The organism is Companilactobacillus kedongensis (assembly GCF_003946625.1).
In the GTDB taxonomy this organism is placed as follows: domain Bacteria; phylum Bacillota; class Bacilli; order Lactobacillales; family Lactobacillaceae; genus Companilactobacillus; species Companilactobacillus kedongensis.
In genome coordinates this window covers 43,103-56,363 of the sequence record NZ_RHOR01000008.1, presented here as the reverse complement: position 1 = coordinate 56,363, position 13,261 = coordinate 43,103, and the positions used below count along the sequence as shown (strand labels likewise).

Genomic DNA, 13,261 nt, shown 5'->3' with positions numbered 1-13,261 from the left:
GGGATCTTTTTGATATAGTAATGGTAAATAGCTTCAAAAGGAGTTCACATATGGAGTGGAAATATTTATTTGAACCGCGAATTCTTGACCGAGGATTTGACTATTACAGACAAGGTTTAGTAAAGAATTTTAAGAATACATCTGAGCGTATTACGGCAACAGTTGTAGGGACGAAAACATACAATGTTTCCATTGTTATTGATCACGGACAATTTGAAAGTGCAGAATGTGACTGTCCATATGCGTCGGAAAATAAGCTTTGTAAACATATGGCCGCGGTATTGATGTTATTTGACGAACAGGATAGTAATTTAGAAAAAATTGATGTAGTTCAAAATTCCGTCTCAGAAGCATCAGAAGAGCAAGTTAGAGATTTCTTAATTGAAGTATTATCTGAAGATAAGTCATTATTTGATCAATTTATGACGATGTCGAAAGATACTTTTGATGTAAGTGATTTACAAAGTTATAAATCGTTAATAGATGCCATATTTGACGAATATAAAAATGAATATGATTTTGTTGAATACAATGATGCACAACGTTTTGAAAGAGATCTGGTTGATTTTATGAATGGTACTATCGATAACTGGATCGATGAGGGGCAGTTGAGGTCTGCATTTGATATTATTACTTATATTGCTACAAAACTTTCATATCTTGAAATTGATGATTCAGGCGGTGAAACTGTGGCATTGGTTGATTATTGTTCTCAATTTTGGTTGGAAATACTTGATAAGTCCGATATTGAATTGAAAAGGCACATGTTTGATTGGTATACCCAAGACGGTGTAAAATTGGAAGTTTTTGAGGATTCTATTGAAGAAATTTTATTCAGTGATTTTGATGAAAAAGAGTTTTTACAGAGTGAGTTAGATTGGACAGAACAAAAATTCCTTAAATATAAACAGGAAAAAGATGAATGGATCAATGAATACATAGCTGGTAAATGGGCAATTTATCATATTCAAACTATGGAAAAGTTAAAAGTATCCGCTGATATAATTGAAAAATTTTGTTCAGAAAATAGTAATTATTCGAAAGTATGTAAGTATTATATTGATATTTGTATTAGAAATGGAAATTATGAAGTTGCAATTCAAACATTGATAGATGGAAAAAAACAATTTGATGAATATCCCGGAATCGTTAGTGACTTTAGTAAAAGATTAAAGGATCTGTATAAGAAATTAGGACGTAAAGATGAATATCTTCATGAATTATGGATCTTATTGACAAAGTATAGTCCTGCCGATGTATTATTATATCGAGAGCTTGAAAAACAATATTCAACGGAGGAGTGGCCAAAACAGCGTAAAAAACTATTTGCGCAGTTACCTGAACGTAGTGATGTTCAACAACTATATGCGGAAGATGAATTGTATGAACTTCTTTTAGAATCAGTATTAAAGGAGAGTGGATTGTGGGGCCTTCAAACATATGAAAAGAAATTAAAACCACTTTATCCAGATCAATTGTTAAGGAAGTATGCCGATGTAGCTAATAATATGGCTCAACACACTGGAGATAGAAAATATTATCGAAGGTTAGTTAAGATATTAAAGCAAATGCTAACTTATCCAACTGGAGATACAATGGTTCAACAAATCTTGAACGATTGGCGAGTAGAGTATGCCCGTCGACCCGCAATGATGGACGAGTTAAGTAAAATCAATATTTAGTAACGAGGCGTATTTTTGTGTTACACTAGCCATCTGTGAGAGTTTAAGGTAGTTAGATTTCACACAAATAACGCAATCAAAAATATATTGCGGAAATCTAAGGAAGATCGAAATGGCAATGAAACCTCAAAAAATCGTTAAAATGCTTAAAGATAACGGTTTTGTGGAAAAGTCACAAAAGGGGTCTCATTTGAAAATGTACAATCCAACAACTAATGTGACTGTACCGGTTCCGATACATCATGATAAGGAATTGGAACACGGCATTGAAAGTAAGATATTAAAGCAAGCTGGGATCAAACAATCCTGATGAGATAATAATGTGACTAGAAAGTGTCCTATAATCAGCTGATTATAGGACACTTTTTTTGTTTTACTCGAATAGCTGCAGCAAGAGTTTTAGGTAATAATTGCTTACTGTTGGTTCTCAAATTTAAAATTACAACGATGTCGTCAGTGACATTCATAACTTTAATCGCGTCATTCAATCTAATATCAACGTTTTCTAAAAGCTCGAATATATAATCATCTTCAGAAAAACTCTGAATTGTATATTCTTGGTCTTTTTTTAGTCCGTCCACTAGATTAGTTTGCTTTTCAGTAATCGATTTTGCATTATTGGGGATGATATTTCCATGGGGACATAATTTGGGAGTATTGAGATATTTATTCAAATTTTCTATGAAATGTTTGCTAACTTGGTTTGACAATATGTCAGCTTCTTTGTGGCAATCCAAAAGTGAATAATTCATCTCTTGAACTAGCCATACTTCCAATAATCTCTGTTGTTGAACATAGGAATCAAGGGTTTTGATACCCTTTTTGGTTAACATCACACCGTAATAACGCTTATAAGATAATAGGTCCGTATGAGTGGCCAAATTCTTTATGCGTTCGGTAACAGAAGCGTTGCTGAGGTCCGCTTTCTTCGCTATATCGCCGTTATTGACAGCGTGAAAAGTACCACCTAGTTCGTATATTAGTTTTAAAAAATCTAAATCACTCATTTTTGATCACCCTATTTTTTAATAGCTCCATCATATTTTTTTACAGATATTCTGTCAACAGTATAAATTAGGCTAGTCTAACTATTGTGATTAATATAAAAATTATTTTTAAGATTATGAGTTAATTACTGTATATATTTACGAACTGAACATTGATATATAAGCAATATTAGTGAAATGACTATTTTGGCATATGGCGTACCTTTAGTTGCTTGATAAAGTCAAATTGTATTTATCTTTTTATTAGTTATCCTTAAAAAAAACTTTACAGTTCATTAATTTGTACTAGAATGGGAATCGTAGAAAGGAGCAATTCAAATGACAAAAGATAAAAATACTTTCAAGAGAGTGTTGGTCGGTGTTGATGATTCTGATGATGCACAATTAGCATTTAGATATGCAATGAGACGTTGTATCAATGATGATTCAACAATGATCATTACTTCAATTTTGGAAAATGATGAAATGAATGTTTATCAAGCATTAACCAAAGATTACGTTCATGGGGAACGAAAAGAACTCGAAGAACATATTAAAGAATATCGTCAAGTTGCTTTAGATGCCGGTGTTAAACAAGTTGAAATGTTTATCGCCGAAGGTGATCCTGGTGAAACCATTGTTAAGCAAGTTATTCCTGATACTGAAGCTGACTTGTTGGTTATAGGTTCGCTATCTAAAAAAGGCATTAGAAAATATTTTGGATCACAAGCTGCCTATATGGCTAAGCATTCACCAATATCAATCATGATCGTTCGTTGATAATTGAATATCGTAATTTTGTACTAAAGGGAGATTATTTATGGCAAAGGAAAATGAGCCACGTAAGCATAAGCTGATTCAATATGCTAATGGTCCTTCACTAGAAGAGATCAATGGCACGGTTTCAGTACCTAAGAACAAAGGATTTTTTAAGACGTTATTAGCATATTCCGGACCGGGTGCATTAGTTGCGGTTGGTTATATGGATCCAGGTAACTGGTCAACATCAATTACCGGTGGACAGAATTTTCAGTATTTACTAATGTCAGTTATTCTAATTTCTAGTTTAATTGCCATGTTATTACAATATATGGCAGCTAAACTAGGGATTGTAAGCAGTATGGACTTGGCGCAAGCCATTAGAGCCAGAACGAGTAAGGCATTAGGAATCGTTTTATGGATTTTAACAGAGCTTGCCATTATGGCGACTGATATCGCTGAAGTAATTGGTGCGGCGATCGCTTTGTATTTGTTATTCCATATTCCATTAATGATTGCGGTATTTATTACCGTTTTAGATGTTTTAGTATTGCTATTATTAACCAAAATAGGCTTTAGAAAAATTGAAGCCATCGTGGTCTGTCTTATTTTAGTTATTTTATTTGTATTTATTTATCAAGTTGCCTTATCAAATCCCGATTGGAATGGTGTCTTTAAGGGATTGTTGCCAACTACTAGAACATTTTCTACTAGTGAGAAAATTGCTGGTATGACACCGTTGAGTGGTGCTTTAGGTATCATTGGAGCAACTGTTATGCCTCATAACTTATATCTGCATTCAGCTATTTCACAGACTCGTAAAGTGGATCACAATGATGAAGAATCAGTTGCTCAAAATGTTAGATTTTCAGCATGGGATTCCAACATTCAATTGACGGCTGCATTTTTCGTTAATGCTTTGTTATTGATCATGGGTGTTGCTGTATTCAAGACTGGTGCTGTTAAAGATCCATCATTCTTTGGATTGTATGAAGCCTTATCAGATACTTCTACTTTAAGTAACGGTATCTTGATCGGTGTTGCTAAATCAGGTATTTTATCAACGCTTTTTGCGGTTGCCTTATTGGCATCTGGTCAAAACTCAACTATTACAGGTACATTGACTGGACAAGTTATTATGGAAGGTTTCGTTCATATGAAGATGCCTCTCTGGTTGAGAAGATTGGTAACACGATTAATCTCAGTTATTCCAGTTTTGATCTGTGTTATGTTAACTAGCGGTAAGAGTGCTATTGATGAACATACAGCTTTGAACAATTTAATGAACAATTCACAGGTTTTCTTGGCCTTTGCTTTGCCATTTTCAATGTTGCCATTATTAATGATGACTGACAGTGAGATGGAGATGGGACATAGATTTAAGAATAGTCTTTGGATCAAGGTTCTAGGCTGGCTGTCAGTAATTGGATTGACTATCTTGAATTTGATAAGTTTGCCTGATCAAATTTTGGCATTCTTTGGAGATCATCCAACCGCAGGAGACGGAGATATTTCTAAAACTATTGCATATTTGTTGATCCTAGCCGTATTGGCTTTATTGGTTTGGACCGTAGTAGATTTACATCATGGAAATAAACGCTTGGCAGCACAACTTAAAAAAGATAAACTTGCTGCAGAAAAATAGAAAATAAGGTCGCACTGTTGTGTGATCTTATTTTTTTGTCTAGAATAAAATTTATGAAAATAATAATTGCACCAGCTAAAAAAATGGTTGTTGATACAGATACATTCAATTACGAGAAATTGCCATATTTTATGGACGAAACTAAATCGATTTTAGATAAAATGAAACAATTATCCTATAAAGAAGCTAAAAAACTTTGGCAGTGTAGCGATAAACTAGCCGAAGAAAATTATCAACGATTACAGGATTTGGACTTGAATAAGCATTTAACACCAGCTTTGATTGCCTTTAGTGGAATCCAATATCAATATATGGCACCAGATCTATTCACTGAACCGGCACTGGATTATGTACGCAAAAACTTGCGCATATTATCTGGGTTTTACGGGATCTTAGGCCCGTTTGATGGAGTAGTTCCGTATCGTTTAGAGATGCAATCTAGATTGAAAGTTTCAGGATTCAAGAATCTGTATGATTTCTGGGGTTCGAAGATCTATCATGCGTTAACCGTTGATTCGGAAACAATCGTAAATCTGTCGTCTGAAGAATACGCTAAAGTGATCACGCCATATTTATTACCAGAGCAAAAATTTGTGACTGTCGTTTTCGGCAGTGTGGTCGATGGAAAATTAAAGACAAAAGCTACTCTAGCCAAAATGGCACGTGGAGAAATGGTTCGTTTTATGGCCGAAAATAAATTAACAAAAATCAAAGAAATTGAGCAGTTCAATCACCCGGATTGGAAATTTTCGAAGAGCAATTCAACTGAGAATCGGTTAGTATTTGTTTATCAAAAGTAGAAAGGGGGTTATTTTAAATACCGACCTAGTCCAAAATATTACTAAAATTTAGATTATAAAAGGATAAAATAATGATTTTTTGTGATTTAAAAAGCTTTTTCAATGGTAAAATCGACACTTTATTTCTATCATCAAGTAGATTATCATAAGGTTTGTCGTGCGAAATAGTATATATAATATTTCGCAATAAACTAAATATACAAAGGAAGGTTTGATAGATGACATGGTCTAACTGGCAAGTGCCGCCATTCGTGACGAGTGTATTCTTTGTCTTAGGCGTTCTTACCTTGTATTGGGTCACATTTAATTGGATCGCGTCATGGATCCATAATCGCAGGATCAATCTTTCGGATGATGTTATAAGTACTTGGTATGGAGTTATCTATATGTTGGTATTTGTATTCAGTATTCAGACCTTGGTTGTTGGAAAGAGCGATTCATGGCAATTTATGAACTTTCAATTAATTGCAATTACCTTTTGTGCGTATTTCTTAAATATTTATGTACCGTATTATTCTTTCTTTCCTATTGTTTTAGTCTATATGGTTTTTAATCAATCGCTGGGCTATTGGCAATCGTGGGGACATGCGATAACTTTGATGCTTTTCTTTTGGACACTAAATATCATTAGAGTTAGATTTCATAATAATAGTTATGCATTCCCGATATACTTGTTGACGACGATTTCATTTGGTGGGCCGTTATGGGTCTGGATGAAGTGGAAGTTTAACTTTTCTTGGGGAACATTTTGGCAAGAATGGATCTATTTAACCATTTTTGAAATTCTCCTATATATGTATGTCACAATGATATCTAATGATAGTGAACTTAAGTTGCGATTGGCCCAATTTGCCAGTCACGATGCTTTGACTAAAACTGAAAACTTTGCTGCATATAATGACGATATCAAATATTTATTTGAAGACAGTAATCAAAATGATCAATCATTGTCGATGATGATGTTTGATATCGACCACTTTAAAAATATCAATGATACCTATGGTCATTCAGTGGGAGATCATGTATTACGTCAGGTATCCTCAGTCGTAAAAACCGTTTTAGCGGCTAATGATACTGAAATTAAATTTTATCGAACTGGTGGAGAGGAATTCAATATAGTGTTCCCCGGCTATGATGTAGATGAAACTCGAGTCGTCGTCAACCAAGTTTTTGCGGCAGTGAATAATATGGAAGTTAAATCTAACAACGACAGTATTAGAATATCTATCTCAGTCGGAGTTTCAGAAATGTGTCCAGATGATAAATCACCTATTGACTTTTATAATCGTGTTGACCAAAATTTATATCATTCAAAACGAAATGGAAGAATGCAAGTAACATTTGCTTAAAGATCTCATTTATATGAGGTCTTTTTTATTTGTTATGATACTTAAGCGATGATAATGTAATCAAATGTGAGTATAATCATACCTAAAAGGAGGTCATAAGGATGCAAATGAAAGCACATGAGAAAAAGCGTGTTCAGGCTAACCTTGATAAACAGCTAGTTGAACAAGCAGATCAGGTTTTTAGTGATATAGGTTTGAATACTACCACAGCTCTTACGGCCTTTTATAAACAGGTTGTAGCTAGTGAAGGTATGCCTTTCAAATTGACTAGAACTACTTCGTCAGAACGTCTTAACCACACCATTCAAGAGGAAATTGATTCAGGTAAATTTAGAAAAATAACTTCGAAAGAAGAACTATTGGCATGGTTAGACGACGATGATAAAAGCAAATGATATAGCAATTGTTTACGTTAATTATGTTACCAGCAAAGGCGGCAAGCGTAGGCCAGTATTAATAGTTGGATTAGATGATAAGTCCGTGTATCTGTATAGAATTACTTCAAAATATAAAAATAAATCTGAAGGAATCAAAAAGCTGTACTATCCGATAATTGATTGGCAGAAATCCGGTCTGGATATGCAATCATATGTTGATATTGGATCTTCTATAGAGGTTGATATTAAATATTTAAGTAATATTAAATCCGTTGGTTATCTTCAGAAATCAGATCAAATAGGGTTGTCAGATTTTATTAATAATGCAAATAAATAGTTTTAAAGATCTCATTTATATGAGGTCTTTTTTATTTGTTTAAACAACTAATACAAATTTCATAAAAATAATTATCCAAATATGATGTTTAAACATCTTTTAAATATAGTATCTTATAGGTAAATAAGAGCTAGGAGGTGTTCAACCATGAAAAGCACTACGGATATGCTCTCTCCAGTAAGTGGGGAACTTGTAAATATTACAAAAGTTCATGATCCCATGTTTTCCGAAAAGGCTATGGGTGATGGATTCGGTGTTCTGCCCAATGACAGCAGGATAGTTTCACCAGTTTCTGGAAAGATCGTTTTGATTGCCAGCACTAAACATGCTATCGGAATCGACACTGATAATGGTATGGAAATTCTGATCCACATGGGTGTTGATACTGTTGAATTGGACGGTGAACCTTTTAATATTCTTGTAAAAGAAGGGGATTCAGTCGAGGCTGGTCAACAAATAGCCACAATGGATATTGGTATGATCAAAGATGCCGGTAAGATAACTGATGTAATTGTAGCAATTACTAATACCGCAATGGTCCTCAAAGAAATAGACGTTCATCCAGGTGATATTCAATCTGGAGATCAGGCGGCAACGGTTAGTTTATTGGCTCAAGGTGAAGGTGAGTTTGATCAGGCACCTAGTAATCAAAAAGTTGATTTTGACGTTTTAGCAACAGATATTATCAAAAATATTGGTGGAGCGGAGAACGTCGATAACGTTATTCACTGTATAACTCGTGTACGCTTTTATCTAAAAGATGAATCCAAGGCAAATGACGAAGTTATTAAGAACTTGAATGGTGTTTTAGATATCGCTAAAGCTGGAGGTCAATATCAGGTTGTTATTGGACCAGCTGTTGAAGATGTTTTTGGCGCAGTGGTTGCACAACTTGGTCCTGGTATTGGTACGAATGATAATGAAGCAAAAGTTAAAAAAGAACCAGCACCTAAAGGTATTTGGCCTAAGACAAAATATTACTTCAGCTCATTGATCGGCGTTATAACGGCTAGTATGATGCCAGTAATTGGTTTGTTAGCTGCAGCCGGTATTTTAAAGGGATTATTATCTTTGATCGTATCTGCCAAATGGTTGTCAGATACAAGTTCAACTTACATGATCATCAATGCAATGGGAGACTCAGTCTTTTATTTCTTACCAATATTAGTAGGGTTCACAGCTGCGAAACGTCTGGGGGCTAACCAAATAATCGTTGGTGTTATCGGTGGTGTTTTAGCCTATCCAACTTTGGTACAACTAGCTTCCAAGACAAGTTCCGTTCAAATGAATATGAATGCTGACTTCTTTGGTATGCCGATCCACGTTGCAAATTATACATATTCAATTTTCCCAATGATCGCTGCAGCATGGTTGGCATCGATGGTTGAACCGTGGTTGAAGAGACATATTCCTGCAACAGTTAGGATGATAGTTAGTCCTTTGATCGAAGTTTTTGTAGTTAGTGCGGTTATTTTAGTTATCGTTGGACCTGTCATTACTTTGATGAGTTCGTACTTAGCTTTAGGTATCGTAGCATTATTGAAATTTAGTCCAGCATTGTCGGGATTAATTATTGGTGCTTTCTATCAATGCTTAGTAATTTTTGGATTACACTGGGCTGTTATTCCAGTTGTTGCCAATCAGATTGCTACAACAGGACATAGTGCTTTAAATGCTATTGTTTCAGCAACAATGGTCGCTCAAGGTGCTGCCGTTCTAGCAGTATTTTTCAAGACTAAGAAGAACATCGCTATGAAACAAATTGCTGGTGCTGCAACAATTTCAGCTTTTGCGGGAATTACAGAACCTGCAATGTATGGTATTAACTTGAAATACGGTCGTATTTTCTGGACAGCCAATATCGGTGGTGCAGTTGGTGGACTACTCACAGGGTTATTGCATGTTGATATGTGGGGCTTTGCTGGATCATTGATTGGATTTGCTTCATTTATTAATCCTAAAGGAATTGATAGTAGTTTTACAGGATTCTTAATTGCATCAGCTGCTGCTTTAGTCGTGTCATTCACATGTACTTACTTCTTTGGATTTAAAGAACAAGACTTAGAAGAAAGTGTTCATGCTGTTGAGAAAGTAAGATTAGGCAGTCGCGAGCCAGCTGTTAAGGATGCATAGTTTTAAGTAATCGAAAGGAGTTAGACTAATGATAGTATGGGATGATTTACAAGATGACGCTACACTTATTTCTAAAGATGAAATGAAGGTAGTCGAGACTTTATCACAATTACATAAAAGTCGCATTAAGTCAGGCGTTACGCAAAAAGAATTGGCAGAACGTATTGGCATGCAACAGCCGCAATTAGCCAAGATCGAACGTATGGACTCAATGCCGACACTAGTCACACTAAACAGGTATGCGCGTGGATTAGGGATGGAGATTAAAATGTCATTAGTCTCTAACAAGTAGAAAAAATAACTCTTAGGTACACATGATAGTGTATTTAAGAGTTATTTTTATATATCTAAAATTTGTTTATGAGCTTGAATAACATACGCAAAAGAAGCATCATCTAAGAACTCACCAGAGCTTTTTATGTTTCTGCCATTAATACTGAATGTATGAAATTGGAGTGGATTGATAAACCCATTAATTTTATGATCCTTTTTTATAGGGATAAACATTGATCGTAAGTTGTTGTTAGCTGCATGTGTTATAGGTGATACGGCGGCTTGTCCGGTTATTATTGAAAAGCCGATCGTGCTAATAACAACAGCGGGATGTCGACCGCGCAATTCATTGCTTTTTGAAGGTTGAAAGTCAACCCCATACAATTTCCTGTTGACTAGGGTAATATTTATCTTTCATATTAAAATTCACTATTTAATACGTCAGTTTTTATGAAATCCTCGTCTGAAAGTGCACCTTTATTCTTTTTAATGAAAGCAGGGTCTGTGAATGGATTATTTGATTTTGGCAAAAAAACAATTGCTCCGTCTCGCCCAGAGAATACATCAAAATTTTCATACTTAGTTTTTATTTCTTTAGGTACGGTTAGAACTTTTGAACTTCCCACTTTTCTTAACTTTACGGATTTCATAATGATCACCTCTTATATATATTCAATGTATATCAGTTGCTTACATTGGTCAATTTAATTGTTCAAATATAAATTACGTATTTTTCCTATGACGTTTAGGACTTTCCCAAGTTCCTTGCCCGTGTCCCATAATAGTTCTGATGGCGGGAATAAAGGTTGTAACAACGGAAAATGAGTTCACTTGCCAATATACCAGTGAGTAAAACGGCATAAATAGTAAATATTTGAATTTGCGCCCACGTTCATCAACAATTAATGCCGCTCCTAATTGGATTATTCCGGCAATCATTTCGAAGGTTATAAAGACAAATGACATTGCAAATAGGAAAATCACTTGTTGCAGATTACCTGTAAAGATAAATCCGATCAAAGAAGCAATGAATAACATTAAACTGATGAAGTAGAAGAACGACCAGACGATACTGAAAGTTTGATCAACTAAGAAGGCGATTTGCCGAGTGCGTTTAAATGGGTGTAAGGCAATTTTCCAAAAATTTGATAGCCAAACTTCAGTACCACCTTTAGCCCAGCGTTTTCTTTGATGATATAAACTTTTCAGATTGTCAGGTACATTCATATAGAAAATAATATTTGGTGCAAAGACGGTTGACCAGCCGCTAATTTGGTGGTCCCAGGCAATACTGATATCTTCAGTTGCACGATCTTGTCTGAATAAACCAACGTCGATCAAAGCATTACGACGATACATAGTATTAGCACCACTGTATGCGTACATATTACCGAAAACACCAACTTGACTACGTTTTATGATGCCAACGATACTTGAGAATTCTACGGTTTGAGATTTGCAAATGATCGTATCACGATTTTGGACATCCATATTGGCAGTCACGGCCGCAACATTTTGTCCCTCAGATGTATTGAAATAGTTCATGTATTTCCAAAGTGCATCTGGTTCAGGTATAGAGTCTGCATCATTACTCAAGATGAATTCGCCTTTAGTGAAGGCAATTCCAATATTGAAGGCGTGAGCTTTACCCTGATTTTTTTCGATCCTAATAACTTTAAGGTTGTTGTATTTTAACATCAATCGTTTTAGTATCTCAGGAGTGCTGTCGGTTGAGCCGTCGTCAGTTACAAGCACCTCGTAGTTTGAATAATTCAAGTCGTTCATTAGATAGTTTATTGTATCTTCGATCATAACTTCCTCATTGTGTGCAGGGATCATGATCGTGATGAAAGGTTGATGTTTTTTATCTATTTTTTTATAGTTTGTGATCCTGTGTGCATAGAGAAATTGATAGCATGTCATTCCGATGAGCCAACAAAAAGATCCTAGTATCGGATATGCAATTAACATCAATAGTAAGAAATTTGCCACAGCATCGAAATTTGAGATCCCAGTATTAATCATAATTTTGCACCTTCAAATTTGCTGTAGATTTTGTCGATGGCCTTAATTTCAAAATTGTTCTCAGGAGTGACTACGTAATATCTTATTTCATTACGGCGATAAGCACGTTCTCCAAATTTAGAAGTATAGAAATCCTTGATGGCCTCACGACGTGCAAAGAGCTTTTTCTCATTATAAATTGCGTGGCGTTTTACGTGGTGCTTAGTGTAGTAATTATTGTATAAGGTAAAACCAATAGTAATAACTGCCAGTACCAGAAATGCTTTAGATAGAAAACTTCCAAAGAATTGAAAAAGAGCTCGTCCTTCAGGTACCGACCATGGTTGACCTTTCAAATTTTTATTGACGAAAACTGTCATGGATAGTGTCCAATAAATTGGAATGATCATAATTATCCACGATAGAATAGTGAGTATTATCTGTCTGATTTTTAATAACCAATGACCTTGTTCAAAAAAAGCATCATGGATGTAATTTTGCATAGGGTTGTAATTTTTTTTAGTTCTCATTGTCATCACCCATAACTTGTACCCATTTAGGTTATTTAAGAATAGAAATTAAATAATTCCTTTTAAAAATCCGAGGGTGAAAATATATGTACGAAAACGAGATTATGTAGTTTTTACTAAGCTTTTTAATATACATATATTTATAATTCATATTTCTTGATTTTTGTTAAAAAATGTCTGAATCGTTGATATGACGCCCTTTGATTTCCCTTAATAATAAATAGTTCTTTAGTAAATGCAAGAAAAATGAATTTATAAAAAAAGAAGTCCCGAAGGACTTCTTTAAAGATCTTATTATTCTTTACGACGTCTGAAACCAAATACTTCAGTAATAGCGAGTAGAAACATTCCTAAACCAGTCGCCCAGAAAGCAGATTGATTACCAG

At 34.8% G+C, this 13,261-nt stretch carries 15 protein-coding genes; 10 read left to right on the top strand and 5 right to left on the bottom strand.

What is annotated here, in order from left to right; genetic code table 11:
• Positions 1-50 precede the first annotated feature (50 nt).
• Together EKM60_RS06340 and EKM60_RS06335 are read left to right on the top strand one after the other, a co-directional pair.
• Complete coding sequence (locus EKM60_RS06340; RefSeq protein ID WP_125713604.1) at positions 51-1,682, top strand: SWIM zinc finger family protein; 1,632 nt, start codon at positions 51-53, stop codon at positions 1,680-1,682.
• A 112-nt stretch (positions 1,683-1,794) separates the two neighbouring features.
• The gene (locus EKM60_RS06335) at positions 1,795-1,992 is read left to right on the top strand and encodes a type II toxin-antitoxin system HicA family toxin (protein WP_125713602.1); all 198 of its coding nucleotides are present in this window, start codon (positions 1,795-1,797) and stop codon (positions 1,990-1,992) included.
• A 34-nt stretch (positions 1,993-2,026) separates the two neighbouring features.
• On the opposite strand, the gene EKM60_RS06330 is transcribed toward EKM60_RS06335, so the two are convergent.
• Positions 2,027-2,689, bottom strand: coding sequence for a metal-dependent transcriptional regulator (locus EKM60_RS06330; RefSeq protein ID WP_125713600.1), 663 nt, complete (start codon positions 2,687-2,689; stop codon positions 2,027-2,029).
• 318 nt (positions 2,690-3,007) lie between these two features.
• Between EKM60_RS06330 and EKM60_RS06325 the strand changes: the two genes are divergently transcribed.
• The 8 genes from EKM60_RS06325 (at position 3,008) to EKM60_RS06290 (ending at position 10,360) form a co-directional block, all read left to right on the top strand.
• Positions 3,008-3,448 carry a universal stress protein gene (locus EKM60_RS06325; protein ID WP_125713598.1) on the top strand — a complete coding sequence of 147 codons (441 nt, stop codon included), beginning with the start codon at positions 3,008-3,010 and terminating at the stop codon, positions 3,446-3,448.
• Positions 3,449-3,488: 40 nt separating this feature from the next.
• Entirely contained in the window at positions 3,489-5,072 is a 1,584-nt protein-coding gene (locus EKM60_RS06320; protein ID WP_125713596.1) for an Nramp family divalent metal transporter, read from the top strand.
• A gap of 53 nt (positions 5,073-5,125) precedes the next feature.
• Entirely contained in the window at positions 5,126-5,872 is a 747-nt protein-coding gene (gene yaaA / locus EKM60_RS06315; protein WP_125713595.1) for a peroxide stress protein YaaA, read from the top strand.
• A gap of 218 nt (positions 5,873-6,090) precedes the next feature.
• Positions 6,091-7,221, top strand: coding sequence for a GGDEF domain-containing protein (locus tag EKM60_RS06310; RefSeq protein ID WP_125713593.1), 1,131 nt, complete (start codon positions 6,091-6,093; stop codon positions 7,219-7,221).
• Between the two features lie 101 nt (positions 7,222-7,322).
• Positions 7,323-7,616 carry a type II toxin-antitoxin system RelB/DinJ family antitoxin gene (locus EKM60_RS06305; RefSeq protein WP_125713591.1) on the top strand — a complete coding sequence of 98 codons (294 nt, stop codon included), beginning with the start codon at positions 7,323-7,325 and terminating at the stop codon, positions 7,614-7,616.
• Positions 7,600-7,935 (top strand): MazF family toxin-antitoxin system, encoded by a 336-nt coding sequence (locus EKM60_RS06300; RefSeq protein WP_125713590.1) that lies wholly within the window; start codon positions 7,600-7,602, stop codon positions 7,933-7,935. Before EKM60_RS06305 ends, EKM60_RS06300 begins: the two co-directional genes overlap by 17 nt.
• 147 nt (positions 7,936-8,082) lie before the next feature.
• Entirely contained in the window at positions 8,083-10,068 is a 1,986-nt protein-coding gene (locus EKM60_RS06295) for a glucose PTS transporter subunit IIA (protein WP_125713588.1), read from the top strand.
• Between the two features lie 28 nt (positions 10,069-10,096).
• Complete coding sequence (locus tag EKM60_RS06290; RefSeq protein WP_125713586.1) at positions 10,097-10,360, top strand: helix-turn-helix domain-containing protein; 264 nt, start codon at positions 10,097-10,099, stop codon at positions 10,358-10,360.
• Positions 10,361-10,407: 47 nt separating this feature from the next.
• Here EKM60_RS06290 and EKM60_RS11370 read toward each other — a convergent pair whose 3' ends face one another.
• From EKM60_RS11370 to EKM60_RS06270, 4 genes are all read right to left on the bottom strand, one after another.
• The gene (locus EKM60_RS11370) at positions 10,408-10,725 is read right to left on the bottom strand and encodes a type II toxin-antitoxin system PemK/MazF family toxin (protein WP_164508342.1); all 318 of its coding nucleotides are present in this window, start codon (positions 10,723-10,725) and stop codon (positions 10,408-10,410) included.
• Positions 10,726-10,760: 35 nt separating this feature from the next.
• Positions 10,761-10,991, bottom strand: coding sequence for an antitoxin of toxin-antitoxin stability system (locus EKM60_RS06280; RefSeq protein WP_125713584.1), 231 nt, complete (start codon positions 10,989-10,991; stop codon positions 10,761-10,763).
• Between the two features lie 73 nt (positions 10,992-11,064).
• Complete coding sequence (locus EKM60_RS06275; protein ID WP_125713582.1) at positions 11,065-12,366, bottom strand: glycosyltransferase; 1,302 nt, start codon at positions 12,364-12,366, stop codon at positions 11,065-11,067.
• The gene (locus EKM60_RS06270) at positions 12,363-12,875 is read right to left on the bottom strand and encodes a hypothetical protein (protein WP_125713580.1); all 513 of its coding nucleotides are present in this window, start codon (positions 12,873-12,875) and stop codon (positions 12,363-12,365) included. Before EKM60_RS06270 ends, EKM60_RS06275 begins: the two co-directional genes overlap by 4 nt.
• Positions 12,876-13,261: the final 386 nt, after the last annotated feature.